Source organism: Janthinobacterium sp. TND4EL3 (assembly GCF_900156175.1).
Lineage (GTDB): Bacteria > Pseudomonadota > Gammaproteobacteria > Burkholderiales > Burkholderiaceae_D > Janthinobacterium.
Map to the genome: position 1 here is coordinate 405361 of NZ_FTMV01000002.1, position 25387 is coordinate 430747.

The 25387-nt window shown below is 63.0% G+C and carries 20 protein-coding genes; 18 read left to right on the forward strand and 2 right to left on the reverse strand.

Translation table 11 applies throughout. The features are described from left to right. Positions 1-102 precede the first annotated feature (102 nt). Together BXA07_RS05475 and BXA07_RS05480 are read left to right on the forward strand one after the other, a co-directional pair. Positions 103-1842: a proline--tRNA ligase gene (locus BXA07_RS05475; RefSeq protein ID WP_076566321.1), complete on the forward strand. Its 1740-nt coding sequence runs from the start codon at positions 103-105 to the stop codon at positions 1840-1842. A 38-nt stretch (positions 1843-1880) separates the two neighbouring features. Further along, positions 1881-2465: a lytic transglycosylase domain-containing protein gene (locus BXA07_RS05480; RefSeq protein ID WP_076566530.1), complete on the forward strand. Its 585-nt coding sequence runs from the start codon at positions 1881-1883 to the stop codon at positions 2463-2465. A gap of 76 nt (positions 2466-2541) precedes the next feature. On the opposite strand, the gene BXA07_RS05485 is transcribed toward BXA07_RS05480, so the two are convergent. Together BXA07_RS05485 and ffh are read right to left on the reverse strand one after the other, a co-directional pair. Continuing rightward, a complete protein-coding gene (locus BXA07_RS05485) occupies positions 2542-2937 on the reverse strand; it encodes an SWIB/MDM2 domain-containing protein (protein WP_076566323.1) in 396 nt (131 codons plus the stop codon). A 435-nt stretch (positions 2938-3372) separates the two neighbouring features. Beyond that, positions 3373-4740 carry a signal recognition particle protein gene (gene ffh, locus BXA07_RS05490; protein WP_034746567.1) on the reverse strand — a complete coding sequence of 456 codons (1368 nt, stop codon included), beginning with the start codon at positions 4738-4740 and terminating at the stop codon, positions 3373-3375. Between the two features lie 238 nt (positions 4741-4978). Here ffh and BXA07_RS05495 point away from each other — a divergent pair, with 238 nt between their 5' ends. From BXA07_RS05495 to BXA07_RS05570, 16 genes are all read left to right on the forward strand, one after another. Then, complete coding sequence (locus tag BXA07_RS05495; RefSeq protein ID WP_076566325.1) at positions 4979-5488, forward strand: sigma-70 family RNA polymerase sigma factor; 510 nt, start codon at positions 4979-4981, stop codon at positions 5486-5488. After that, positions 5485-6477: a FecR domain-containing protein gene (locus BXA07_RS05500; protein ID WP_076566327.1), complete on the forward strand. Its 993-nt coding sequence runs from the start codon at positions 5485-5487 to the stop codon at positions 6475-6477. Before BXA07_RS05495 ends, BXA07_RS05500 begins: the two co-directional genes overlap by 4 nt. A 116-nt stretch (positions 6478-6593) precedes the next feature. Beyond that, the gene (locus BXA07_RS05505; protein ID WP_212592272.1) at positions 6594-8795 is read left to right on the forward strand and encodes a TonB-dependent siderophore receptor; all 2202 of its coding nucleotides are present in this window, start codon (positions 6594-6596) and stop codon (positions 8793-8795) included. Positions 8796-8905: 110 nt separating this feature from the next. Continuing rightward, entirely contained in the window at positions 8906-9187 is a 282-nt protein-coding gene (locus BXA07_RS05510; RefSeq protein WP_083708046.1) for a hypothetical protein, read from the forward strand. After that, the gene (locus BXA07_RS05515; protein WP_076566329.1) at positions 9184-10881 is read left to right on the forward strand and encodes a PepSY-associated TM helix domain-containing protein; all 1698 of its coding nucleotides are present in this window, start codon (positions 9184-9186) and stop codon (positions 10879-10881) included. Before BXA07_RS05510 ends, BXA07_RS05515 begins: the two co-directional genes overlap by 4 nt. Then, a complete protein-coding gene (locus BXA07_RS05520; RefSeq protein ID WP_076566331.1) occupies positions 10878-11219 on the forward strand; it encodes a DUF3325 domain-containing protein in 342 nt (113 codons plus the stop codon). Before BXA07_RS05515 ends, BXA07_RS05520 begins: the two co-directional genes overlap by 4 nt. A 91-nt stretch (positions 11220-11310) precedes the next feature. After that, complete coding sequence (locus BXA07_RS05525) at positions 11311-12498, forward strand: efflux RND transporter periplasmic adaptor subunit (RefSeq protein WP_076566333.1); 1188 nt, start codon at positions 11311-11313, stop codon at positions 12496-12498. A gap of 5 nt (positions 12499-12503) precedes the next feature. After that, on the forward strand, positions 12504-14498 hold the full coding sequence (locus BXA07_RS05530) for a MacB family efflux pump subunit (protein ID WP_076566335.1): 1995 nt from the start codon (positions 12504-12506) through the stop codon (positions 14496-14498). Positions 14499-14733: 235 nt separating this feature from the next. Further along, entirely contained in the window at positions 14734-15678 is a 945-nt protein-coding gene (locus BXA07_RS05535; RefSeq protein WP_139335450.1) for an ABC transporter substrate-binding protein, read from the forward strand. Positions 15679-15908: 230 nt separating this feature from the next. Further along, positions 15909-16712 (forward strand): cytochrome C assembly family protein, encoded by an 804-nt coding sequence (ccsA, locus tag BXA07_RS05540; protein ID WP_076566337.1) that lies wholly within the window; start codon positions 15909-15911, stop codon positions 16710-16712. Continuing rightward, positions 16709-16969 carry a PP0621 family protein gene (locus tag BXA07_RS05545; RefSeq protein ID WP_076566338.1) on the forward strand — a complete coding sequence of 87 codons (261 nt, stop codon included), beginning with the start codon at positions 16709-16711 and terminating at the stop codon, positions 16967-16969. The genes ccsA and BXA07_RS05545 overlap by 4 nt, the downstream gene beginning before the upstream one ends. Before the next feature lie 132 nt (positions 16970-17101). After that, complete coding sequence (locus BXA07_RS05550) at positions 17102-18184, forward strand: sigma-54 interaction domain-containing protein (protein WP_076566340.1); 1083 nt, start codon at positions 17102-17104, stop codon at positions 18182-18184. Continuing rightward, complete coding sequence (gene ampD / locus BXA07_RS05555) at positions 18162-18773, forward strand: 1,6-anhydro-N-acetylmuramyl-L-alanine amidase AmpD (protein WP_076566342.1); 612 nt, start codon at positions 18162-18164, stop codon at positions 18771-18773. The genes BXA07_RS05550 and ampD overlap by 23 nt, the downstream gene beginning before the upstream one ends. A gap of 383 nt (positions 18774-19156) precedes the next feature. Beyond that, positions 19157-22108 (forward strand): ribonucleoside-diphosphate reductase subunit alpha, encoded by a 2952-nt coding sequence (locus BXA07_RS05560; RefSeq protein ID WP_076566344.1) that lies wholly within the window; start codon positions 19157-19159, stop codon positions 22106-22108. A 117-nt stretch (positions 22109-22225) separates the two neighbouring features. Further along, positions 22226-23377: a ribonucleotide-diphosphate reductase subunit beta gene (locus BXA07_RS05565; protein ID WP_070218582.1), complete on the forward strand. Its 1152-nt coding sequence runs from the start codon at positions 22226-22228 to the stop codon at positions 23375-23377. Between the two features lie 779 nt (positions 23378-24156). Next, positions 24157-25350 carry a transcriptional regulator gene (locus BXA07_RS05570; protein ID WP_076566346.1) on the forward strand — a complete coding sequence of 398 codons (1194 nt, stop codon included), beginning with the start codon at positions 24157-24159 and terminating at the stop codon, positions 25348-25350. Positions 25351-25387: the final 37 nt, after the last annotated feature.

Below are 25387 nucleotides of genomic sequence, written 5' to 3' on the forward strand. Positions count from 1 at the left end.
CACCAATTGAGCGCATTTGTGTAAAGTATGGACGCATCAGCCAGCTAATCCTTTAAAATTAGGTTGATTATAACCCTCTCTTTTTAAAAAGAATTCACCGTTATGCGCGCCTCCCGTTTTTTTATTTCCACACTTAAAGATGCACCTTCTGACGCGGAAATCGTCAGCCACCAATTGATGATGCGTGCAGGCATGATCAAACGCCTCGGCTCCGGCATCTATACCTACATGCCGATGGGCTTGCGCGTGATCCGCAAGGTGGAAGCCATCATCCGTGACGAGATGAACAAAGCCGCCGCCATCGAACTGCTGATGCCGCTCGTGCAGCCGGCCGAACTGTGGCAGGAGACGGGCCGCTGGACCAAGATGGGCGACGAACTGATGCGCGTGAAAGACCGCCACGGCCGCGAATACGCGATCCAGCCGACATCGGAAGAAGTGATCACCGACGTCGTGCGCACGGAAATCAAGTCCTACCGCCAGTTGCCGCTGAACTTTTATCACATCCAGACCAAGTTCCGCGACGAGCGCCGCCCACGTTTCGGCCTGATGCGCGGCCGCGAATTCACCATGAAGGACGCCTACTCGTTCGACCGCGACCTGGCCGGCATGCAGGCGTCGTACAAGGTCATGTTCGACGCCTACACGCGCATCTTCACGCGTTTCGGCCTGAAATTCCGCGCCGTGGCGGCCGACAACGGCGCCATCGGCGGTTCCGGTTCGCATGAATTCCACGTCATCGCCCACACGGGTGAAGACGCGCTCGTGTATTGCCCGACGTCCGACTACGCCGCCAACATGGAAGCGGCCGAAGCGCTGGCACCAGCGGGCGAGCGCCCGGCGGCCACCCAGGCGCTGACGAAAACGGCCACACCGGACACCGTCAAGTGCGAAACCGTGGCCGCCCTGCTGGGTATTGATCTGTCACACACCGTGAAAACCATCGCCCTGACGGTGGAAACGACGGGCAAGGACGAAAAAATCACGAAACAGCATTTCATGCTGCTGCTGCGCGGCGACCATGAGCTGAACGAGATCAAGGTGGGCAAGGTTGCCGGCCTGGCCGGTCACCGTTTCTCGACGGAAGCGGAAATCCTGGAAGTCTACGGCACCATCCCCGGCTACCTGGGTCCGATCGGCACGAAAGCGCCTGTCACCGTGGTGGCGGACCGCACTGTTGCCCTCATGAATGATTTTGTCTGCGGCGCGAATGAGGCCGGTTTCCACTACACGGGCGCCAACTGGGGCCGTGACGTGGCCGAGCCTGCCATTGTGGCCGACTTGCGCAATGTCGTCGCCGGCGACGCTTCGCCGGACGGCCAGGGCCTGCTCGCCATCGAGCGCGGCATCGAAGTGGGTCACGTGTTCCAGCTCGGTACGGCGTACTCGGAAAGCATGAAAGCTACCTTCCTCGACGAAAACGGCAAGCCGGCGCCGCTGCAGATGGGTTGCTACGGCATCGGCGTGACGCGCATCCTGGGCGCCGCCATCGAACAGAACTTCGACGACAAGGGCATCATCTGGCCGGCCTCGATCGCGCCGTTCGAAGTCGTGCTGTGCCCGATGGGCATGGACCGCAGCGAACTGGTCAAGGAAGAGACGGAGAAGCTGTACGCGGCCCTGCAAGGCGCTGGCGTGGACGTCATCGTCGACGATCGCGGCCTGCGCCCTGGCGCCATGTTTGCTGACTGGGAACTGATTGGCGTGCCGCACCGCATCGTCATCGGCGAGCGCGGCCTGAAAGAAGGCAAGCTGGAGTACCAGGGCCGCCGCGATACGGAAGCGACCGGCGTCGCACCGGACGAGATCGTCGCCTTCATCCAGGGCAAAATGGCGCAGTGAAGCGCTTATCGCCAAGTAAAACGGCTGGCGCGCTCGCGCTGGCCACCTGCCTGGCCTGTGCTCCCTTGGCGCAGGCCGGCAACCAGAAGGAGGAGGCGCTGGCCGACTCCGTCCGCCTGGCCCTGTCGCACGCGATCCGCGACGAACGCCCGCCACAGCCCAAATTTGCCACGCCCGCCGACTTGCAGCGCTACCAGCAATGGCTGGCGCAGATGTCGCAACGCCTGCAGCGCAAGCTGCCGGATGCCCAGCTGCGCACGGAATTCCTGGAAACCGTCTGGTATGAAGCGCGCCGCGCGGGCCTGGAACCGGCCCTGGTACTGGGCTTGATCCAGGTGGAATCGGCCTACCGCAAATATGCCGTCTCGCTGGCCGGCGCGCGCGGCTACATGCAGGTGATGCCATTCTGGACGGGCGTCATCGGCGACCATGACCGCAGCAAGCTGTTCCACATGCAGACGAATCTGCGCTACGGCTGCGCCATCCTGCGGATGTACCTGGACATGGAAAAGGGCGACTTGTACCTGGCGCTGGGGCGCTATAACGGCAGCCGGGGCAGGGCCGAGTATCCGAATGCCGTGCGGGCTGCGTGGAGCCAGTGGGAATTCAAGCCCGCTGGTTGAACGGCAGGCAAAAAAAATGCCCCGCTCGCAGTCATGCGGCGGGGCACTCGCTCGGTGTTGGCCGGCGCGTATCAGATTATTTCAAATGATCGGAGATCAGTTTCGTCATTTCAAACATGGAGACTTGGGCTTTGCCGCCGAAAACAGCTTTCAGCTTGTCGTCCGCATTGATCATGCGGCGGTTGGCCGGATCCTGCAGATCGAGTTTTTTGATGTAATCCCATACCTTTTTGGTCACTTCAGTGCGCGGCAATGGTGCTGCGCCAACGACGGCTGCCAGGGAGGCGGATGGCGTCATCTCTTTCATGAATGCTGCGTTTGGCTTGCGTGGTGTTGCCGGTGCTGCCGCTTTCTTCGCCGCTGCTGGTTTAGCTGCTGCTTTGGCTGCGGGTGCTGCTTTCTTGGCGGCTGCAGGCTTGGCTGCTGCTGCTTTGGCTGGCGCTGCTACTGGGGTTTTTTTGGCTGTTGCCATCTTCGAGCCTCCTTAACAAACACATGGGAAATTGCGCAATTAATCGCACGGCTAATATTGGTGTGGATTTACCTAGTATGCAAGTGTTTTTCACGTTTTCACGAGGAAAAAGCAGGGAAATGACAATGCTGTCGCCCGGGCGCAGCGCTTGCGGGCACAGAAGCGCATTTTTGCCCGTAAATGGCATGGTTGCTGGCTATGCGGGGAGGAGGACTGCGGAGGGAGGGAACAGTGATGCCGGACACATGAAAATGCAATCCGGCATTATTTAGAACGATGTTTTTTGACTTGAACTACGTCTCACGCGGCGTAAAAAAGGCCTTCAAAATCACCGCGAGCGGATGGTATTTGTGGCCGAGAAGCGCAAGCGCACTCTAGTGCGCTGAGCATCGCCGGCCGCAAGGACCACCGCGCAGCGGATTTTGAAGCCTTCCACTACCTCATCCCAGGCATCATGCCTTTCATACTGCGCATCATCTTCATCATGCCGCCGCCCGACAATTTCTTCATCATCGTCTGCATTTGCTCGAATTGTGTCAGCATGCGGTTCACTTCCTGCACTTGCACGCCGGCGCCGGCGGCGATGCGGCGCTTGCGCGTGGCCTTGATCAGTTCAGGCTTGGCGCGTTCCTGCGGCGTCATCGAATCGATGATGCCGCACATGCGGCGCACCTGTTTATCGGCTTGATCCATGTTCTTGCCGCCCGCCGCCTGCTGGAACTGGGCCGGCAGCTTGTCCATCAGGTTGGCCATGCCGCCCATTTTCTTCATTTGCCCCAGTTGCGCCTTGAAGTCGTTCATGTCGAACTTGCCGCCGACCTTGATCTTTTGCGCCAGGTCGGCTGCCGCCTTGCTGTCGACGCCCTTGCGCGCCTCTTCCACCAGGGCGAGGATGTCGCCCATGCCCAGGATGCGGTTGGCCATGCGGGTCGGGTCGAATGCTTCCAGGCCGTCGAGTTTTTCCGACACGCCGGCAAACTTGATCGGTTTGCCCGTGATGTGGCGCACGGACAGGGCCGCACCGCCGCGCGCGTCGCCATCGAGCTTGGTCAGCACGATACCGGTCAGCGGCAGCGCATCGTTGAAGGCCTTGGCCGTGTTGATGGCGTCCTGGCCCAGCATGGCGTCGACGACGAACAGGGTTTCGATCGGCTTCACGGCGCCGTGGACGGCGGCGATTTCGCGCATCATCTCTTCGTCGATACCGAGACGACCGGCCGTATCGATGATCAGCACGTCGTGGTAATGCTTCTTCGCCCAGTCCAGCGCGGCCAGGGCGATATCGACCGGCTTGTCCGTGCTGGTGGACGGGAAGAAATCGGCGCCTACCTGGGCGGTGACCGATTGCAGCTGGGCGATCGCGGCAGGACGGTACACGTCGGCCGAAACGGTCAGTACTTTCTTCTTCTTTTCTTCCTTCAGGTACTTTGCCAGCTTGCCGACGGTGGTGGTTTTACCCACACCCTGCAGACCGGCCATCAGGATGATGGCGGGTGGCTGCTGCGCAAAGCTGATCTGCGACGCTTCCGGTCCCAGGTCGGCGCCCATCAGGGCGGCCAGCTCGCGCTGCACCACGCCAACGAGGGCCTGGCCTGGCGTCAGCGAGGAAATGACATCCTCGCCCATGGCTTTTTCTTTGACTTTGGCGATGAATTCGCGCACGGCGGGCAGGGCGACGTCGGCTTCGAGCAGCGCCAGGCGCACTTCGCGCAGCATGTCGGCGGTGTTCGCTTCGGTCAGGCGCGCCTCGCCGCGCATGGTCTTGACGACTTTGGCAAGCCGTTGGGTGAGATTATCTAGCATGATGAACCTGCAATGAAAAGCTTGGGAGTGGGCGGCGCAAGCCGGACGATGGCCGTCATTTTACCTTATCGCGGGTGGCTGGCGGTCCTGTGCTGCAGCGCCTGGCGGTTGGCCGGCTTTTGAATTAGTTGGTATTTCTGTCAATGCCGCGATTGCATCAAAGGCATTGCGCGGTTAGAATGAGAATAATTCTTATTTACATTCTCGGGTGGCGCACGCCTGAGCGGAAAGGGATGCCATGTCGGCCGCCGATTTTGCACAGCAACAAGACCTGCACGCACTCTACAGCAGCCATCACGGCTGGCTGCAGGGCTGGCTGCGGCATAAGCTGGGCAATGCGGGCGACGCGGCGGATCTGGCGCAAGATACCTTCATCAGCGTGCTGACGGCCGCTTCCGCGCCGCAGATCCGCGAAGCGCGGCCTTTTCTCGCCACCGTCGCGCGCCGCCTGGTGGCGCACCGCTACCGCCGGCAAGTGCTGGAAGACGCCTACCTGGAGGCGCTCGCTTGCCTGCCGCCCGAGGTGGCGCCCGCGCCTGAAGCGCGGCTGCTGGCGCTGGAAGCCTTGCAGGAGATCGACCTGGCCCTCGACGGCTTGCCGGGTCCCGTACGCACGGCGTTCTTGCTGGCGCAGCTCGAAGGCCTCAGCTATGCCGAGATCGCTGCGCGCCTGAACGTATCGGCCAGCTCGGTCAAGCAATACCTGACGCGTGCCAACCGCCAGGTGTTTTTCTCGCTGCCGGCATGAGCAAGTTGGCAGCATCGGCGGAACCGCCAGCCATCCGCGAGGACGTGCAGCAGCAGGCGGCCGAGTGGCTGACCGTACTGATGTCGAGCGAGGTCAGCGAAGCGCAGCAGGCTGCCTGGCAGCGCTGGCGCGCCGCCGACCCGGAACATGAACGGGCCTGGCGGCATATCGAAGCGGTGTCGCGGCGCTTCAACGGCTTGCATCGCAGCGCGGCCGCGCAGGCGCTGGCCGGCACGCAGCGCAAAGCCGTCAACGGCAAGCGGCGCCAGGTGCTGGCGTGGCTGGGCGTGGCGGCCGGCGGCGGTTTGCTGGCCGCGCAGACGGGCGCCTGGGATGCAGTCCGCACCGTGCGCGCCGACTACCGCACGGCCACGGGCGAGCGGCGCGAGGTGATATTGGACGATGGCAGCGTGCTCAGCCTGAATACGGGATCGGCCGTCAACGTGCGTTTCGACGCCAGCCGCCGCCTGATCGAGCTGCTGGCCGGCGAAATCCTCGTCACCAGCGGCCACGGCGCCGGCAGCGCCGCGCCGTTGGAAGTGGCCACGCGCGAAGGCGTGGTGCGCGCGCTGGGCACGCGCTTTGCCGTGCGCCAGCACGATGGCACCAGCACGGTGGACGTGTTGGAAAGCGCCGTTGAAATCAGCCCCCGCGACGGCGAAGGCGAGCCAATGCGGCTGGCGGCCGGGCGTGGCGTGGCGTTTTCGCGCCACGCGCCCGGCGCGCCGCACGCCATCGATGCGTCCGCCGACGGCTGGTCGCGCGGGCAGCTGATCGTCGACGACGTGACCCTGGGCGATTTCCTGGCCGACCTGGCCCGTTATCGCCCCGGCGTGATTCATTGTGCGCCGGAGGTCGCCCGGTTGCGCCTGTCGGGTGTATTCCCGCTGGACGACACGCAGCGTATCTTGAACATGCTGCCCAACTCGCTGCCGGTGCAGGTACGCAGCCGCACGCGCTATTGGGTCAGCGTCGAACCGGCGTCATAGCACGCCGCGCAAAAATATTTAGCCATTCGGCTGCCCGTTTTTCGTTTTCGCGGCACCTACAGAAGTAGGCGCCTGTTTTTTACCGTCTGATGACGCCATTACTATCAGGAACTTTCATGTCGCACGCTTTGCCTTTTGTCAGTTTGCCATCGTCTCACTCCTCACTGCGTCCGCTGGCGCAAGCCGCCGCGGCCCTGTGTCTGGCCGCCAGCCTGCCGGCGCTGGCGCAGCAGGCCGCGCCTGCCATCCCTGCTGCCGAGCAGACCATGCTCGGCGTCTCCGTCACGGCGGGGCGCGATGCGACGACGGAAGGCAGCGGCTCCTACACGACGGGCGTGAGCAACACGGCAACCAAGCTGAACCTGTCGCTGCGCGAAACGCCGCAGTCGGTCAGCGTGCTGACGCGCCAGCAGATCGACGACCTGGGCATCACGACCCTGGACGACGCCGTGCAGTCGATCACGGGTCTGGTCATGCAAAAGGGCAACTTTACGGGCGATTCGGGCAGTTTCAGCGCACGGGGCTTTCCAGTCGACAACATCCTGCTCGACGGCTTGCCCACCAGCCTCGGTGCGAACAATACTTTCAATGGCGACAATGACGACCTGGCCATCTACGACCGCATCGAGGTGGTGCGCGGCGCCACGGGTTTGACCACGGGCAGCGGCACGCCCAGCGCGGCCATCAACCTGGTGCGCAAGCGCCCGACGGCCACGCCGCAGGCGTCGTTCTCGGCCAGCGTGGGCAGCTGGAGCAACTACCGCCTGGAAGCCGACGCGGCCAACGCGCTCAATGAAGCGAAGACCCTGCGCGGACGCATGGTCGTCACGGTGCAGGACAAGAAGGATTTTGTCGACGTCCTGCATGGCCGCAATCACCAGCTGTACGGCGTCATCGAGGCCGACCTGCGTCCCGATACGACCTTGACCGTGGGCGCCCACTACCGCAAGACGGACAACGACGGCGTGACGACGGGCGTGGTCACGGCGGCCGATGGCACTTTCCTGAACTTGCCCCGCTCGACCTACCTGGGCAGCGATTTCGATGAATGGCGCCAGACGGACAAGACCATTTTCGCCGAACTGGAGCACCGCTTCGCCAACGGCTGGAAGGCCAAGCTGGCGGCCACGCGCAAGACGCCCGAGATCGACACCACGTTTTCCGGCATCAACCGCCGCGGCGACACCCTGCGCTTCAATTCGCAAAGCTACCGCGCCGAACTGGCCAATACCAGCTACGACGCGTATGCGAGCGGCAGCTACGGCCTGTTCGGCCGCGAGCACGAGCTGACCGTCGGCGCCAGCCACCGCCGTTCGTCGAAGAACAGCTATGGCGGCTGGGCGCCGTACAGCTGGGGCGCAAACGCGCCCGTGCTCGACCCGTTCCACTGGGATGCGGGCAGCGTGGCGCCCCCCGTCATCAACTACGCGCAGTGGCGCACGGCCAGCATCACCGAGCAAAGCGGCGTGTATGCAGGGACGCGCCTGCGCCTGGCCGACCCGCTGTCGCTGGTGCTGGGCGGGCGCGTGAGCTGGTACAAGGACGATGCCGGCTACTCGGTGGCGCGCGAATTCACGCCCTACGCCGGTGTCGTGTATGACCTCGACAAGCAGCATTCCGTGTACGCCAGCTGGACCGAGATCTTCCAGCCGCAGGCGTCCACCGACGCCAATGCGCAGCCCCTGAAGCCGATCAGCGGCACCAACTATGAAGCGGGCGTAAAGGGAGAATACTTCGGCGGCGCCCTCAATGCCAGCGCGGCCGTGTTCCAGATCCGCCAGCAGAACCGAGGCGTGGACGACCTGGCCGGCCCGTATCCCTGCCCCGGCAGCACCTGGGGCTATTGTCAGCGCGCGTTGGGCGAAGTGCGCAGCGAAGGCGTGGAGCTGGACGTGGCGGGCGCGCTGACGCCCGACTGGCAGCTGTCGGCCGGTTTTACCTATGTGAAGGCGCAATTCACGCGCGACAGCGATCCGGCCAATATCGGCAAGGATTTCAACAGCCGCTATCCGCGCCAGCAGCTCAAGCTGGCCACCAGCTACCGCCTGTCTGGCGCGGCGCAGGGCTGGCGCGTCGGCGCGTCGGTGTACGGGCAGGGCGCGACCGAGTCGAGCGACGGCACCTACCATCTGCGCCAGGGCCGCTATGCGATCGTGGGCCTGAACGCGGCCTGGCAGATCGACAGCCGCGCCGAGCTGCGCCTGAACGTCAACAATGCGCTCGACAAGCACTATTACCAGAGCATTTATTCCGATGTCTTCGGCAACCTGGTAGGCGCGCCGCGCAATGTGATGCTGACTTTGAACTACAAACTGTAAACAATCACTTTTGAATGACCTATCTTGATGAAGGATGCATGGCTTATGGATGTGCAGTTGAATCTGGCCCGCGGCAGCGCGGGCCAGCGTATGCCACGGGGAGTGTCGCGATGATGAAGTCGGCCAACATGATGTTGTTTTCGCGCGTGCTTGCCGCCGTCTTTGGCGGCTATGCCCTGACGTCCGGCGTGGCCGTGCTGCTGGCTGCCGTGCTGCCGCTGTCGCGCCCCGAAGCCGTGCTGACGGCGACCCTGAGCGCCTTTGTCGTCTACACCTGCGCCGTGATCTGGGTCTTTGCCGTGCAAGACCTGCGCCGCGCCTGGCTCGGCATGCTGCTGCCGGCCATCGCCTGCGGTGGCATCGGCCTGCTGCTGTCGCGGGGTGCCGCATGAACGCCGTCAAGGTAGACAAAGTGGTGAAAACGCCGCAGCAGGGCGGCCTGCGCCAGGCCATGGCCTGGCTGCATACGTGGAGCGGCCTGTGGATTTCCTGGCTGCTGTTCGCCATCTTCCTGACCGGCACCCTGGCCGTCTTCGACGACCCGATCGGCCACTGGATGACGCCCGAACACGCGCTGGAAGAGGCGGCGCATGCGAACGATCCGCCGCTGCCGAAGGTCACGGACCGTGGCCACCGCCTGGAGCTGGCGCTCGACTTCATGGCGAAGGAACACCCGAAGGCGGACATGTGGGAAATCTGGCCCGTGCAGCGCCCCGGCCACGGCCTGTCCGCCTACTGGTTCCAGCCCAGCGGCGGCTATGGCTCGGCGGAGCTCGATCCGCTGACGGGCGCCGTCATCGAACATGCGCGCGAGGCAACGGAACGGGAAACCATCGGCGGCCACCATTTCGTCGATTTCCACTACGAGCTGCACGCGGGCCGTATCGGCGTGTGGATCGTCGGCATCACCACCATGATCATGCTGGTGGCGCTGGTGAGCGGCGTCATCACGCACAAGCGCATCTTCAAGGATTTCTTCACCTTCCGCCCCGCCAAGGGCCAGCGTTCGTGGCTGGACGCGCACAACGCGGTGGCCGTGCTGACCTTGCCGTTCCAGTTCATGATCGCCTACACGGGCCTGGCATTCTTCAGCGATGACTATGTGCCGGCCCCCGTGGCGGCGCAATACGGCATGGACAATCCCAAGAAGGCCTTTTTGAGCGACTGGAACGATGCGGGCAAACCCGTGAAGACGGGCCAGCCGCTGGCCATTCCCGCGCTGGAAGCGTTCGCGCTGCGCGCCGAGCAGTCCATCGGCCAGGAAATCCGCGCCGTGGTGCTGGACAATCCGAACGACGCCTCCATGCGCGTGTGCATGTACGGTTGGAATGAAGAGACGGACACGATGGAGCGCCTCAGCGCCAACACGGGCAGGGCCTGTTATGCGTTGGCCACGGGCGAGCAGACCGCCTTGCGCCTGCCCGGCGCGTCCGACACGGGCGGCGCGGGCCTGACGCGCTCCGTCATGTCAAATCTGCACATGGTCGGCTTTGGCGGCACGCCCATGCGCTGGCTGTACTTCTTCTGCGGCCTGGCCGGCACGGCCATGATGGGCACGGGCGCGATCATGTTCATGGTCAAGCGCCGCCAGAAGTCGGGCGGCGAGTTCGGCGCCTACACGCAGCGCGTCTACCGGGCCATCGAATGCCTGAACGTGGCGGCGATTGCCGGCCTGTCCATCGCCTGCGCGGGTTTCCTGTGGGCGAACCGTTTGATCCCCGTCGGCCTCGAGCACCGCGCCGGCTGGGAAGTGCGCGCCTTCTTTGGCGTGTGGTTTTTGATGCTAGTGCACGCCTGCCTGCGCGGCGAAAAACGCGCCTGGATCGAGCAACTGGGCTTGCTGGCCGCCCTATGCCTGCTGCTGCCCGTGCTCAATGTCCTGAGCACGGGCGACAACCTGGCGGCGCAAATCGCGCGTGGCGACTGGGAAAGCGCGGGCGTGGAACTGGTCAGCATGGCCTTCGGCCTGCTGGCCGGCTGGGGCGCGTGGAAAGTCCACAAGCGCAAGGAAAAACCGCTCAAGAAGGCGGTAGCCAAGGAAGCACCGTCGGCCAGCCTGCGAGTCAATACGGAAGGACAGTCATGATTAGCACCATCCTGTGCGCGCTGGGCCTGTCGTATGCGGGCATGGCCAGCCTCTCCCTGGCGATGGACCGCCACCATGGCCAGGTCTGGGGCAGGGACGCGGCGCCGAACGTGCGGCGCGCGCTGCAGCTGGCGGGCGCCGTCCTGCTGGCGCTGGCCATCTGGCCTTGCGTGGCCGGCTGGAGCGCCACCGTCGGCGTCGTCGCCTGGCTGGGATTCATCGGTGCCGGGGCGCTGCTGGTGGCCCTGCTGCTGCCGTATGCCCCCCGCTTGCTGTTGCGTAGTTCCCTGTTGGCAGCCGTCGCCGCGCTGGCAGGTCTTGTGACGTTCCTGCGGTGATGTCCACCGCTATTTTCAAGGATAGACCGATGTATTTTTCACGTTTGGCGACACCGTTTTACTGTAGCAGCAACCGCAAGGCGGCTTCCTGATGGCGGCCCGCCTGCCTACCCGCCGCGCCCGCATCCTCGGCGGCGTGGTCTTGCTGGCGCTGTTCGGCGCCGGTGCCCTGTGGGCCACGCGCGGCCCGACGACCGTGTTCGATACGGCCCCCGTCAAGCGCGGCAATATCGAGGCCAGCGTCACGGCCATCGGCACCCTGCAGCCGCAAACCTATGTCGACGTGGGTGCGCAGGTGTCGGGCCAGATCACGCGCCTGCACGTGCAGCCCGGCAGCGCCGTGGAAAAAGGCCAGCTGCTGGCCGAGATCGACCCCAGCGTGCAGCAAGCCACGGTCGACGCGGGCCGCGCCGCGCTGGCGGGCTTGCGCGCGCAGCTGGCCGACCAGCAGGCGCAGCACCGCCTGGCGGGCCAGCAGCATGGCCGCCAGAAGCAGATGGCCAAGTTCGATTCGACGCCCTTGGCCGACCTGGAGACGGCCGAAGCCACCCTGGCCTCGGCCGCCGCCAAGATCGACCACCTGAAGGCGCAGATAGACCAGACCCAGGCCAGCCTGAAGGCGGACGAGGCGCGCCTCGGCTATACGCGCATCTACGCGCCGATGGCCGGCAAGGTGGTGGGCCTGGACGCGAAAGAGGGGCAAACCCTGAACGCCACGTACCAGACGCCGAACATCCTGCGCATCGCCGACCTGTCGGCCATGACGGTATGGACGGAAGTGTCGGAAGCGGACGTGCGCCGCGTGCGCCCGGACATGCCCGTGTACTTCACCACCCTGGGCGGCGACCAGCGGCGCTGGAGCGGCAAGGTGCGGCAAGTGCTGCCCGCGCCGCCGGTGCCGGGGGGCACCAGCGCTGGTACGGCCCTGGCGCCGTCGACCAGCAAGGTGATTTTATATACGGTGCTGTTTGACGTGGATAACGCCGATGGCGAATTGATGCCGCAGATGACGGCGCAGGTGGTGTTTGTCACGGCAGCGGCGAACAATGTGCTGGCCGTGCCCTTGCCGGCCCTGAAAGCATCGACGGAAGAAGGCGCCAAGCCGGGGCAGTTCACGGCCCGCGTGATGGATGCGGACGGCAAGGTTGATACGCGCACCGTCACCGTGGGCGTACGCAACCGCCTCAGCGCGGAAGTGCTGCAGGGCTTGCGCGAAGGCGAATTGCTGGTCACGGGCGAGCAGCCGGCCGGCAGCGGCAGCAGCAGGTTCCAGCTGTGAGCGCGATGAGCGAGGCCGCTTCTCTGGGACAAGCGGGAGAAGGTGGCCAGCCGGCGCCCCTGATCGAGCTTGCAGGCATCCGCAAGCGCTACGGCGGCCACGATGGCGCACCGGCCGTGGAAGTGCTGCGCGGCGTGAGCCTGGCTATCGGCGCCGGCGAATTCGTCGCCATCGTCGGTGCGTCCGGTTCCGGCAAATCGACCCTGATGCATTTGCTTGGGTGCCTGGACCGCCCCAGCGACGGCAGCTACCGCTTCGCCGGCCAGGACGTGGCCAGCCTGAACCCCGATGAACTGGCGTGGCTGCGGCGCGAGGCGTTCGGCTTCGTCTTCCAGGGCTACCACCTGATCGCCACCGAATCGGCGCGCGAAAACGTGGAAGTGCCGGCCCTGTATGCGGGCATGCCGGCTGCGGCCCGCCACGCCCGTTCCGAAGCGCTGCTCAAGCGCCTGGGCCTGGGCGAGCGGCTCGACCACCGGCCGAACCAGTTGTCCGGCGGGCAGCAGCAGCGCGTGTCGATCGCGCGCGCCCTGATGAATGGCGGGCGCATCATCCTCGCCGACGAACCGACGGGGGCGTTAGATAGCAGCAGCGGCGCCGAAGTCATGGCCCTCTTGGGCGAACTGGCCGACGCTGGCCACACCATCATCCTCATCACGCATGACCGCAAGGTGGCGGCCCAGGCGCGCCGGGTGATCGAGATCAGCGACGGCGAAATCATCGCCGACACGGGCGCCGTCGCCATTCCCGCCACGTCGACGGCCCTGCCGCCGCTGGACATGTCGCGCGCCGCCCACGATACCGGCGCGTCGCTGGGCACGGAATTGCTCGACGCGGCGCGCGCCGCCTGGCGCGTGCTGTGGATCAACCGTTTCCGCACGGGCCTGACCCTGCTGGGCATCGTCATCGGCGTCGCTTCCGTGATCGTCATGCTGGCCATCGGCCTGGGCACGCGCCAGCAGGTGATGGCCCAATTAGGTGCCTTCGGCTCGAACTTGCTGTACATGGCATCGCGCGGCGAAAGCTCGCGCATCCCCGGGCGCAGCATCACCCTGGCCGACCTCGATGCGCTCAAGGACGTGCCGGGCATTTCCCACGTGCTGCCGAATGTCACGGGCAACAAGGTGATACGCCACGGTAACCTCGACGTGCAGACCTATGTGCGCGGCACGGGGCCGGCCCTGCCGCAGATTCAGACCTGGCCCGTGGCCAAGGGAGGTTTCTTTACCGAGGAAGACGAGCGCGAAATGGCCACCGTGGCCGTGCTGGGCGCGCACCTGGCCGAAAAGCTGATGCCCGACGTGCCCAATCCCGTGGGGCAGAGCATCCTGATCGGCAACGTGCCGTTCCAAGTGATCGGCGTGATGAGCGCGAAGGGCGCGCTGACGGGCGAGAAGGATGAAGACGACGTGCTGCTGCTGCCGTTTTCCACGGCCGGCATCCGCGTCTTCGGCCAGCGCGAGCCGACGTACACGGTGATGGCGGTGGACGACGTCAAGCGCGTGACCGAAGTGGAGGCGGCGGTCGACGCCACCATGTTCGAGCGCCACCGCATCCGCGACTATGGCATCAGTAACGCGGCCGCGTCGATCGCCGCCGAAGCCAAGACGCAGGACAACATGACCATGATGCTCAGCTTGATCGCCGCCGTCTCGCTGGTGGTGGGCGGCATCGGCGTCATGAACGTGATGCTGATGACGGTGCGCGAGCGCACGCGCGAAATCGGCATCCGCATGGCGACGGGCGCGCGCCGGCGCGACATCCTGCGCCAGTTCCTCACGGAAGCCGTGCTGGTGTCGGTGGTGGGCGGCGTGGCTGGCATCGTGGTCGGCGTGACGGTGGCAGGCTTGCTGCTGGTCTGGGACGTGCCGGTGATCTTTTCGCTCAGCGCCATCGCCGGGGCATTTGCCTGCGCCGTGGTGACGGGGCTGGTGTTTGGGTTCATGCCGGCGCGCAAGGCGTCGGGACTCGATCCGGTGGTGGCGCTGGCGGGACAGTAGCGCTTCACGCAGCCGGGCTTGCTGCTCCCGTATTCGCCTGTCTTGGCGCTGCCGCAACAGCGCCAAGACAGGCTTTCCATAAAAAAGATTGCTCCTGACTCAACACACGGTACTATCTCCTCATAATAAAAAGCAGTGTTTCGTGTTTTATGCCCTTGCAGGCACATACCCACCACCACAGGAGAACCAGATGCAGAAAAAATCAACCTTGAAGACCGGTATCGCCGCCGCCCTCATGCTGGCGTTCGGCATGGGCGCCGTGCAGGCACAGGCACAGGAAGTCGTGCGCCTGGGTAACTTGAAGTTCGCCCATTACGGCGCCGTGTCGTACATCAAGGAAATCGCGCCCAAGTGCGGCATCAAGGTCGAAGAGCATATCTTCGCCAAGGGCCTGGATGTCATGCAGGCGATTATCGCGGGCGAGCTGGACGTGGGCGCGACGGCGTCCGAAGCGGCCATTTCCGGCCGCGCCGGCGGCGCGCCGATCTATGTGGTGGCCGGCTTTGCCAAGGGCGGCGCGCGCCTGGTGGCGGGCGCCGGGCAAAAGATTGCCAGCGTTAAGGACTTGAAGGGCAAGCGCGTGGGCGTGACGCGTGGCGGCATCCAGGAAGTGCTGCTGCTGGCCGAACTGGCGCAGGCAGGCCTGACGTTCTCCGAAACCAAGGGCAAGGATGTGCAACTGGTGTTCCTCGCCTACGCCGACTTGAACCAGGCGCTGATGGGCAAGAATATCGACGCGATGATGCAGTCGGAGCCGCAATCGTCGCAGGCCATCAACAAGGGCTTCGGCACCGAAGTCATCAAACCGTACGACACGCCGATCGGCGAGCCCGTGCGGACCATGGTGATGACGGAAAAGTTTTACAAGGAACGCCGTCCCGTGGCGGAAAAATTCATGCGCTGCTTCGTCGAAGCGACGAAAACATTTATTGACAGCAAGGCAACGGCGGAAAAATATGTGCGCGAAGTGGTGTTCCGTGGCCAGATCACGAAGGACGATTTCGACGATGCGATCAGCAATTCGCCATATTCGTATGACATCACGCCCGAGCATATCCAGGTGACCACCGATGTGATGGTGAAAACGGGCGTGGGCCGCATGGCGAAACCGCCCGTAGCCAAGGACTGGGTCAAGACGGATTTGCTGGAGCAGGCGAAGAAGAGCCTGAACGTCAAGTAAAGCTCACCTGCCATATGGTCTGATGGCCCGCTTAGGCGGGCCATCTTTTTTTGCGACACACTAATATATACAGGCGGTGCGAAAGATTGTTGAAATCTTGAGAGCGCGCCACCCCTTCACGTCTCAGGCGCGATATCATGGCAGGCTTGCGGTACCGGTAGGCGGCGTATTGCCCGCAACCTATACTGCCGCTTGAATCGCGCTTGCCGGCTATGGTGTAAACTTAAACTATGCAGACCTATTTCTTTCTCCTTGCCGCTCTCCTGTATGCAGCGTGCGCCGTGCTTCCCTCTTCCCGTGCCAGGATCATTGCCGGCCTGACCGGTGTCGCCTGGCTGGCTCACGCCGTGACCCTGTGGTTCGACCTGATGGCGCCGGGTACCTTGCGCTTTGGTTTTTCCGCCATGCTGTCGGCTGCGCTGTGGGTGTCGGTGGGGGCGTACTGGATAGAGAACCGTAATTTCAGCCTCGATGGCTTGCGCCGCATGGTCATGCCCAGCGCCGTCATCGCCATCTGCCTGGCGTGGGCCTTCCCCGGCAGCCAGGTCAGCATGGAAGGCAAGTCGGCCGTCTTCGGCTGGCATATTGCCGTCGCCGTGCTTGCCTACAGCACCTTGACGATCGCCGCCTTCCACGCCGTGCTCATGGCGCTGCAGGAGTCGCGTTTGCACACGCGCAGCGAAAGTCGTGGTTTCATCGGCAGCGCGCTTGATCAGCTGCCAGCATTGCTGACGATGGAAAAGTTGCTGTTCCGCATGATCGGACTGGGTTTCATCTTGCTCAGCCTGACCGTGCTGTCGGGAATCGTATTTTCCGAGCAACTGTTTGGCAAGGCCCTGAACTGGGATCACAAGTCGGTGTTTACCATGCTCTCGTGGCTGCTGTTTGCCTCCCTGCTAGCCGGCAGGCGTTTCCGTGGCTGGCGCGGCAAGACGGCCCTGAGCTTCACCCTGGCCGGTTTCGCCACCTTGCTGCTGGCCTATGTCGGCAGTCGTTTTGTACTTGAAGTGGTTTTACACCGAGGATTCGCATGACACGTGTTTTGTTCTGGCTGGCGCTGGTGTTTCTGGTGCTGTTTGCGATCCGCAGCAAGATCCGCGGCATGCAGCAGCGCGCCCGTGCACAGCAGCAACAGCCTTCGCAGCCATTTACGCCGCCGGGCCGGACGCGGGAGTTGCCCGATGCCGAGCTGATGCTGTGCTGCGCCCACTGCGGCGTGTATTACCCTGCCTCCGAAAACGTGCAGGCCAAGGGCCACGATTACTGCAGCCACGCGCACGCCACGCTGTAATGCAATGCGGGCGGTGCGCCGGCCATGCCGCCGCGTTCGCATTGCTCAGCCGTATCGTAACGTCCCCCGCCGCGCGCCAGGCGTACCATCTCATGCAGCGATCCGATATCGCCATCGCAGGGAGCCTGGAATATGCCCAATTCGCATATCATGTCGGCCGCGCGCACGTCGGCGGCCAAGGGCGTGCCGCCTGCGCCGCAGCTGATTGGCGACTCGGCCGCCATGCAGGCCTTGCGCGCGCAGATCGGCCGCATCGCCCGTTGCGGCGCGCCGGTGGCTATCCGCGGCGAATCGGGCAGCGGCAAGGAACTGGCGGCGCGCGCCATCCATGCGCAGGGGGAGCGTGCCCGTTTCCCGTTCATTGCCGTCAATTGCGCTGCCATCCCCGAGGCGCTGATGGAGGCAGAGTTCTTCGGCTGTCGCCAGGGGGCATATACGGGCGCGCGGCATGAGCGGGATGGTCTGTTCCAGGCAGCCAACGGCGGCAGCCTGCTGCTCGACGAAGTCGACGATCTCCCGCTGGCCATGCAGGTCAAGCTGTTGCGCGCGCTGCAGGAGCACCGCGTGCGCAAGCTTGGTGGCAGCGCTGATGAGGCCTTTGACGTGCGCATCCTGTGCGCCAGCCAGCATGGTCTGGCGCGTGGCGTGGCGGCGCGCACCTTCCGTCAGGACCTGTATTACCGGCTCAACGTGATCGAACTGGTCTTGCCGCCGCTGCGTGAACGGCTCGGCGATCTGCCTGTATTATGTGAGGCAATTCTGGCGCGCCTGGCGCCACGGCAAAGCGTGCGCCTGGCACCGCCGGTGCTGGACGCCTTGCGCCGCTACGCGTTCCCGGGCAATGTGCGCGAGCTGGAGAACCTGCTGGAACGGGCGCTGGCCTTTGCCGACGACGGCGTGATCGCACTTGATGGTATGGGCTTGCCAAGCGCGGCGACGGCCTCGATCACGTCCCTGAAGACAGGCTTGCCGGGCGTCGAGCGGCAACTGTCCCTGCCGGGCATGGCGTCGCGCGAAGCGGCGCCGCTCTTGCCGCTGGCCTTGTATTTGCGCCAGGCCGAGCGTGAAATGATCATGCAGGCGCTGGAGCGCGAGCGCTATCACCGTGCGCGGGCGGCGCGGCAACTGGGGCTCAGCGTGCGCCAGTTGCGCTACCGGATGCAAAAGTTGACGATACAGGAGCCCTGGCTTGATGATGGCATGGAAAATAGATGAAGACGGCTGGTGCGATGGCGCTGTGCGCTACGATTCGCCGTACTGGGATGCGCGTCCGGACGGCGCGCAAATCGACTTGCTGGTGATTCATAACATCAGTTTGCCCGGCGGACAATTTGGCGGACCGCATGTGTCGGACTTGTTTACGGGCCGGGTAGATTATAATGCCGATCCTTCTTTCGCCGACCTGTGTGGTTTGCAGGTGTCGGCGCACTTTTTTGTGCGGCGCAATGGTGCGTTGCTGCAATATGTTTCGGCTGACCAGCGCGCCTGGCATGCCGGCACGTCCACGTTCGAGGGGCGCCCGCAGTGCAATGGATATTCCATCGGTATCGAAATGGAAGGCTCGGATTTCGTCCCTTTTCAGCCACGGCAATATCATGTCCTGGCGGCATTGACTGCGGCGCTGGCAGTGCGCTATGGGTTGGGGCAAGTGCGTGGACACGAACATATCGCGCCGGGCAGGAAGACGGATCCGGGGCCATTCTTTGACTGGAATTACTATCAGGAATGTTGGCTGGAAGCGCAGGGCGAGCAGCCTGCGTTAGCGCTTACTTCGCGGGTATTGGGCTTCCCGCCGGTACGCTGAAAAGTCAACCGAAATCGTAGAAGAAAGCACAAAAATTTACCAGAGGCGATGCCGGAAAACTATTGCATCGCCTTTCGATGGGTACTACAATTAGTGCAGAATTTGGATTTAATGACTATATGTAGTGCCATCACAGACGTTTTCATAATTATTGTCAAAGCTACCCGGATTGCTGATAAAGCACTGGAACTGGCGGTTCATCACCCTTGATCGTGTTTCGCGCCAGCCGGGCAGTACAGCTTGGGCATATGAATTCTGACTGTGAATTATTTACTATTTAGCAACAAAAAAACCTGAAGAAACCCTGACCATCGGGCGTTCTATTCAACAACATACGCGGCAGCAAAACTGCAGGCTGAATTTAGCTGACAACGGGAGCTTCAATGCAATCACCTCAAGATATTTCCATCCATCCAACGCCAGCATCGCCAGCGCCCAGCGCGGCCAATAGCGTGGCTAGCACGGGCGCGGCCTTGGGCGACTATCGCATCATCCGCCGCAACGGTGCGGTGGTGGCATTTGAGCCTTCGAAGATCGCCATCGCCATGACCAAGGCGTTTCTGGCCGTGAACGGCGGCCAGGGCGCCGCTTCGGCCCGTATCCGCGAACTGGTGGAACAGTTGACCGCTGGCGTGGTCGCAGCGCTGGTGCGTCGCCAGCCGGGCGGCGGCACCTTCCACATCGAAGATGTGCAAGACCAGGTGGAACTGTCGCTGATGCGTTCGGGCGAGCACGATGTGGCGCGTGCCTACGTGCTGTACCGCGCCAAGCACATGGAAGAGCGTCGCTTGCAGAAGGAAGCGCTGGGCGCATCCGCGCAAGTTTCTGCACCGCAATTGAATGTCACCGACAACGGCGTGCGCCGCCTGCTGGACATGCAGGAAGTGCGCGACCTGATCAACGCCGCCTGCGCCGGCCTGGAAAAGCACGTCGATGCCGACGCCATCCTGGCGGAAACGGTGAAGAACCTGTACGACGGCGTGCCCGTTGAAGAGCTGCACAAGTCGGCCATCCTGGCGGCGCGCGCGCTGATGGAAAAAGACCCTGCCTACAGCCAGGTCACGGCCCGCATCCTGCTGCACACGGTGCGCAAGGAAGTGTTCGGCAAGGAAGTGCCGCAAGCGGCCGCTGCCGCCGAATACCTGACGTATTTCCCGCAATATATCGCCAAGGGCATCGCCGCCGAGCTGCTGAACCCGGTACTCGCCAGTTTCGACCTGGAGCGCCTGGCGAAAGCCATCGTCGCCGACCGCGACTTGCAATTCGGCTACATTGGCCTGCAAACCCTGTACGACCGCTATTTCCTGCACATTCAGGACGTGCGCATCGAAATGCCGCAAGCGTTCTACATGCGCGTGGCCATGGGCCTGGCGCTGAACGAGGCGGACCGCGAAGCGCGCGCCATTGAGTTCTACAGCCTGCTGTCTTCGTTCGACTTCATGAGCTCGACCCCGACCCTGTTCAACTCGGGCACCTTGCGCTCGCAGCTGTCGTCGTGCTACCTGAGCACCGTTTCCGACGATCTGGAAGGCATCTACGACGCCATCAAGGACAACGCGCTGCTGGCCAAGTTTGCCGGCGGCCTGGGCAACGACTGGACGCCAGTGCGCGCCCTGGGCGCCCACATCAAGGGCACCAACGGCAAGTCGCAAGGCGTGGTGCCGTTCCTGAAAGTGGTCAACGACACGGCCGTGGCAGTCAACCAGGGCGGCAAGCGCAAGGGCGCCGTCTGCGCCTACCTGGAAACCTGGCACATGGACATCGAGGAATTCCTCGACCTGCGCAAGAACACGGGCGACGACCGCCGCCGCACGCACGACATGAACACGGCGAACTGGATTCCCGACATGTTCATGAAGCGCGTCATGGAAAAAGGCGAGTGGACCCTGTTCTCGCCGTCGGACACGCCAGACCTGCACGACAAGGTCGGCAAGGCGTTTGAACAGGCTTACCTGGGCTACGAAGCCAAGGCCGCCGCCGGTGAAATCCGCGTCTTCAAGAAGATCGCGGCGCTGGACCTGTGGCGCAAGATGCTGTCGATGCTGTTTGAAACGGGCCACCCATGGATCACGTTCAAGGATCCGTGCAACATCCGCAGCCCGCAGTCGCACGTTGGCGTCGTCCACAGCTCGAACCTGTGCACGGAAATCACGCTGAACACCAGCAGCGACGAAATCGCCGTCTGCAACCTCGGTTCCGTCAACATGCCGGCGCACATGAAGGAAGGCAAGCTCGATCACGTCAAGCTGGCCAAGACCGTCCGCACCGCCATGCGCATGCTCGACAACGTCATCGACATCAACTACTACGCCGTCGACAAGGCACGCAATTCGAACATGCGCCACCGTCCGGTCGGCATGGGCATCATGGGCTTCCAGGACTGCCTGCACATGATGCGCGTACCGTTCGCCTCGGACGCAGCCGTCAGCTTCGCCGACACCTCGATGGAAGCGGTGTGCTACTACGCCTACCTGGCATCGACGGAACTGGCCGAAGAGCGCGGCCGCTATGAGTCGTATGCCGGTTCGCTGTGGGACCGCGGCATTCTGCCGCAAGATTCGGTCAAATTGCTGGCCGAAGAGCGCGGCGGCTACCTGGAAGTCGATTCCTCGTCGGCCATGGACTGGACCCCGGTGCGCGAGCGCATCGCCAAGTTCGGCATGCGCAACTCGAACTGCGTGGCGATTGCCCCGACGGCGACGATTTCGAACATCATCGGCGTGTCGGCCTGTATCGAGCCGACGTTCCAGAACCTGTACGTGAAATCGAACCTGTCGGGCGAATTCACCGAGATCAACGGCTACCTGGTGCGCGACCTGAAGGCGCGCGACCTGTGGGATGAAGTCATGATTTCCGACCTGAAGTATTTCGACGGCTCCCTGGTGAAGATCGACCGCATCCCGCAAGACTTGCGCGATATCTACGCCACCGCCTTTGAAGTGTCGCCAAGCTGGCTGGTGGAAGCGGCTTCGCGTCGCCAGAAGTGGATCGACCAGGCCCAGTCGCTGAACATCTACATGGCTGGCGCTTCGGGCAAGAAGCTCGACGAGACTTACAAGCTGGCATGGCTGCGTGGCCTGAAAACCACCTACTACCTGCGCACCATCGCCGCCACCCACATGGAGAAATCGACCTCCAAGACGGGCGCGCTGAACGCCGTGGCAGTCGACGGCGGCATGTCGGCCAGCGCACAGAGCGCCCAGGCAGCCGTCGTGGCGGCAGCAGCTGTGGCCGTGGCGCCGGTGGCAGCAGCGGCAGCGGACGACGCCGATGGCGAAGCCTGCTACCTGCGTCCGGGTGACGACGGTTTCGAAGAGTGCGAAGCCTGCCAGTAAATTTTTCGTTGTCAGCCCAGAACTTCTGGGCTGATTCAATGTTGTCAATGTCTGTATTGTCCGATTCAACGGGCCTGTTGCAGACGCCGGTGAGCCGGCATGGAAAGGAAGAAGAATATGTCGTTGTCTTGGGATGATGAAACCACGTCGGCAGCTGTGCCGCGTCCGGCGCAGCAAGCGCCACTGGGAAATACCGATTTGAACCTGCCGGCCGGCGCCGAGCCGTCCGAAGCGAACGCCGAGCAAGTGGCGCGCCGCGTGAATGCCGACGACAAGCGCATCATCAACGGCAAGACGGACGTCAACCAGCTGGTGCCGTTCAAGTACAAGTGGGCATGGGACAAATACCTGGCCGGCTGCGCCAACCACTGGATGCCGCAGGAAGTGAACATGCAGCGCGATATCGAGCTGTGGAAGAACCCGAACGGCCTGACGGACGACGAGCGCCGCCTGGTCAAGCGCAACCTGGGCTTCTTCGTGACGGCCGACTCGCTGGCCGCCAACAACATCGTGCTGGGCACCTACCGCCACATCACGGCGCCCGAGTGCCGCCAGTACCTGCTGCGCCAGGCGTTCGAGGAAGCGATCCACACGCACGCCTACCAGTACATCGTCGAATCGCTGGGCCTGGACGAAGGCGAGATCTTCAACGCCTACAACGAAGTCAAGTCGATCCGCGACAAGGATGAATTCCTGATCCCGTTCATCAACACCCTGACCGACCCGGCCTTCGTCACCGGCACGGTGGAAAACGACCAGAAGCTGCTCAAATCCCTGATCGTGTTCGCCTGCCTGATGGAAGGGTTGTTCTTCTACGTCGGCTTCACGCAGATCCTGGCGCTGGGCCGCCAGAACAAGATGATGGGCGCTGCCGAGCAGTACCAGTACATCCTGCGCGACGAATCGATGCACTGCAACTTCGGCATCGACTTGATCAACACGATCAAGATGGAAAACCCGCAGCTGTGGACGGCCGCCTTCCGCGAAGAGATCAAGGACCTGTTCATGAAGGCTGTGGAACTGGAATACGCGTACGCGGAAGACACCATGCCGCGCGGCGTGCTGGGTCTGAACGCGCCGATGTTCAAGGGCTATTTGCGCTTCATCGCCAACCGCCGCGCGCAGCAGATCGGCATCGAGCCGCTGTTCGCCCAGGAAGAAAACCCGTTCCCGTGGATGAGCGAGATGATCGACATGAAGAAGGAGCGCAATTTCTTCGAGACGCGCGTGACCGAGTACCAGACCGGCGGTGCGTTGAACTGGGAATAAGCCTTCGCTTTCAAAAGCCAAAAGCGCCGTCACGTTGACGGCGCTTTTTTTTATCTGGACGCGAAAAATACCGCCGCCGGAAGGCGCTGAAAAGTACCGGCGGAGCGTCCGAAAAAGTACCTGCGACTGCACTGGAATGGGCAGGCCGGCGCCAGCTTTTTCGGTGCTCGCGCGCAGTCGCGTCCAAGGTGGAAAATAGCGTTTCCGGGTACCCTGACGGCGGCATTTGGCATGCGATTGTGCGATAGCGCGCGTATCGTGCAAAAAAGCCCGTGAAAACGTGTCGTGCCGGTTGCGCATTGACAAGGTTTTCGTGTACTTTATGAGATTGCAAATGCGAGAGTTAGAATGCGGGGTTTTTTAACCAGCGCGGTAACAAAAAAACCTCGCAAAACAGGGATACAGATTTACACGGATATGCACAAAACCACACCGTTTTCGTCTGCCGCCGTGCCCGAATTTTTTCAGGCATGGCGGTTTTTTATTTGACGCATGGGTGTTGTGGCGAGCGCGATGCGAGGAGCGAAAAAACGCACGGCATCGAAAGCGAATGACCGAATTCAGACTTTGCCACCAGCTGCGAGATAAAGCAGGGTGGCACCGACGATGGCTGAAGTGCTGCAAACGTGAGGAGTTGCAGCAGTTCAGCTGGTGCCGAATTCATTAGCGCAAACGACCGTTTGTGCCGATGAATAATTCGCCTGGCCTATCCCTGTGGTGGGTCGGACGGGTTTAAATCTTGTAGCTTAAATTTCTCATCTCAGATGAAGGAGAGACAAATGGCAACAGCCGCTAAGAAATCAGAAGTAAAGAAACCAGCCGCCAAGGCTGCTCCTGCCGCGAAGAAACCGGCAGCCGCAGCGAAGACGGTTGCCGCTAAACCAGCTGCCAAAGCCGCAGCGAAACCAGCAGCAAAACCAGCAGCAAAACCAGCAGCAAAACCAGCCGCTAAAGCCGTAGCCAAGCCTGCAGCAAAAGTGGCTGCCAAGCCGGTAGCGAAAGCCGCCGCAAAACCGGCAGCCAAGCCAGCAGCGAAAGTTGCAGCGAAGCCTGTCGCCAAGGCCGCAGCCAAGCCGGTAGCGAAAAAAGCCGTCGCCAAGCCGGCCGCGAAAGCCGCAGCGAAGCCAGCAGCAAAAGCTGCAGCCAAGCCAGCGGTGAAAAAAGCCGCAGCGAAACCGGTCGCCAAGGCAGCCGCGAAGCCAGCAGCAAAAGTTGCGGCCAAGCCAGCAGCGAAAAAAGCCGTCGCCAAGGCAGTCGCCAAGCCAGCAGCAAAAACTGCAGCCAAGCCAGTGGCCAAGGCAGCAGCGAAGCCAGCAGTGAAAAAAGCCGCGGCGAAACCGGTCGCCAAGGCAGCTGCTAAGCCAGCAGCAAAAGTTGCGGCCAAGCCAGCGGCGAAAAAAGTCGTCGCCAAGGCAGTCGCCAAGCCGGCGGCAAAAACCGTAGCCAAGCCAGCCGCAAAGGCCGCCGCCAAGCCGGCAGCAAAAGTTGCAGCGAAGCCAGCAGCCAAGGCAGCAGCGAAACCGGCAGCAAAAGTTGCCTCCAAGCCAGCAGCAAAGGTAGCTGCGAAGCCAGCAGCTAAAGTTGCGGCCAAGCCAGCAGCAAAAGCTGCGGCCAAGCCAGCAACCAAAGTTGCAGCCAAGCCAGCAGCCAAAGCAGCAGCGAAACCTGCCGCCAAGGTTGCCGCGAAACCGGTAGCCAAGCCAGCAGCAAAAGTTGCAGCGAAGCCAGCCGCCAAGCCAGCTGCAGCACCAGCAGTGGCCGCACCGGCTCCTGTCGCCGCAGCGCCGGCAGCAGCTCCAGCGGCACCAGCCGTCGTGGCCGCCAAGCCAGCAGCCAAGAAGGCCGCGCCTAAAAAGGCCGCACCGAAGAAGGCAGCTGTTGCCAAGCCATCGGCACCTATCGCACCTGTAGCAAAAACCGTGTTGGCACCGGCTGCAGCCTGGCCATTCCCAACCAGCACCCGCCCATCGTAATCCCAACGAGACGGATGCCTGGATGAGGCAACACGCC

Coding starts and splice junctions, on each gene's coding strand:
- BXA07_RS05475 (WP_076566321.1), top strand. CDS start 103: ATGCGCGCCTCCCGTTTTTTTATTTCCACACTTAAAGATGCACCTTCT.
- BXA07_RS05485 (WP_076566323.1), bottom strand. CDS start 2,937: ATGGCAACAGCCAAAAAAACCCCAGTAGCAGCGCCAGCCAAAGCAGCA.
- ffh (WP_034746567.1), bottom strand. CDS start 4,740: ATGCTAGATAATCTCACCCAACGGCTTGCCAAAGTCGTCAAGACCATG.
- BXA07_RS05495 (WP_076566325.1), top strand. CDS start 4,979: ATGTCGGCCGCCGATTTTGCACAGCAACAAGACCTGCACGCACTCTAC.
- BXA07_RS05500 (WP_076566327.1), top strand. CDS start 5,485: ATGAGCAAGTTGGCAGCATCGGCGGAACCGCCAGCCATCCGCGAGGAC.
- BXA07_RS05505 (WP_212592272.1), top strand. CDS start 6,594: ATGTCGCACGCTTTGCCTTTTGTCAGTTTGCCATCGTCTCACTCCTCA.
- BXA07_RS05510 (WP_083708046.1), top strand. CDS start 8,906: ATGATGAAGTCGGCCAACATGATGTTGTTTTCGCGCGTGCTTGCCGCC.
- BXA07_RS05515 (WP_076566329.1), top strand. CDS start 9,184: ATGAACGCCGTCAAGGTAGACAAAGTGGTGAAAACGCCGCAGCAGGGC.
- BXA07_RS05520 (WP_076566331.1), top strand. CDS start 10,878: ATGATTAGCACCATCCTGTGCGCGCTGGGCCTGTCGTATGCGGGCATG.
- BXA07_RS05525 (WP_076566333.1), top strand. CDS start 11,311: ATGGCGGCCCGCCTGCCTACCCGCCGCGCCCGCATCCTCGGCGGCGTG.
- BXA07_RS05530 (WP_076566335.1), top strand. CDS start 12,504: ATGAGCGAGGCCGCTTCTCTGGGACAAGCGGGAGAAGGTGGCCAGCCG.
- BXA07_RS05535 (WP_139335450.1), top strand. CDS start 14,734: ATGCTGGCGTTCGGCATGGGCGCCGTGCAGGCACAGGCACAGGAAGTC.
- ccsA (WP_076566337.1), top strand. CDS start 15,909: ATGCAGACCTATTTCTTTCTCCTTGCCGCTCTCCTGTATGCAGCGTGC.
- BXA07_RS05545 (WP_076566338.1), top strand. CDS start 16,709: ATGACACGTGTTTTGTTCTGGCTGGCGCTGGTGTTTCTGGTGCTGTTT.
- BXA07_RS05550 (WP_076566340.1), top strand. CDS start 17,102: ATGCCCAATTCGCATATCATGTCGGCCGCGCGCACGTCGGCGGCCAAG.
- ampD (WP_076566342.1), top strand. CDS start 18,162: ATGATGGCATGGAAAATAGATGAAGACGGCTGGTGCGATGGCGCTGTG.
- BXA07_RS05560 (WP_076566344.1), top strand. CDS start 19,157: ATGCAATCACCTCAAGATATTTCCATCCATCCAACGCCAGCATCGCCA.
- BXA07_RS05565 (WP_070218582.1), top strand. CDS start 22,226: ATGTCGTTGTCTTGGGATGATGAAACCACGTCGGCAGCTGTGCCGCGT.
- BXA07_RS05570 (WP_076566346.1), top strand. CDS start 24,157: ATGGCAACAGCCGCTAAGAAATCAGAAGTAAAGAAACCAGCCGCCAAG.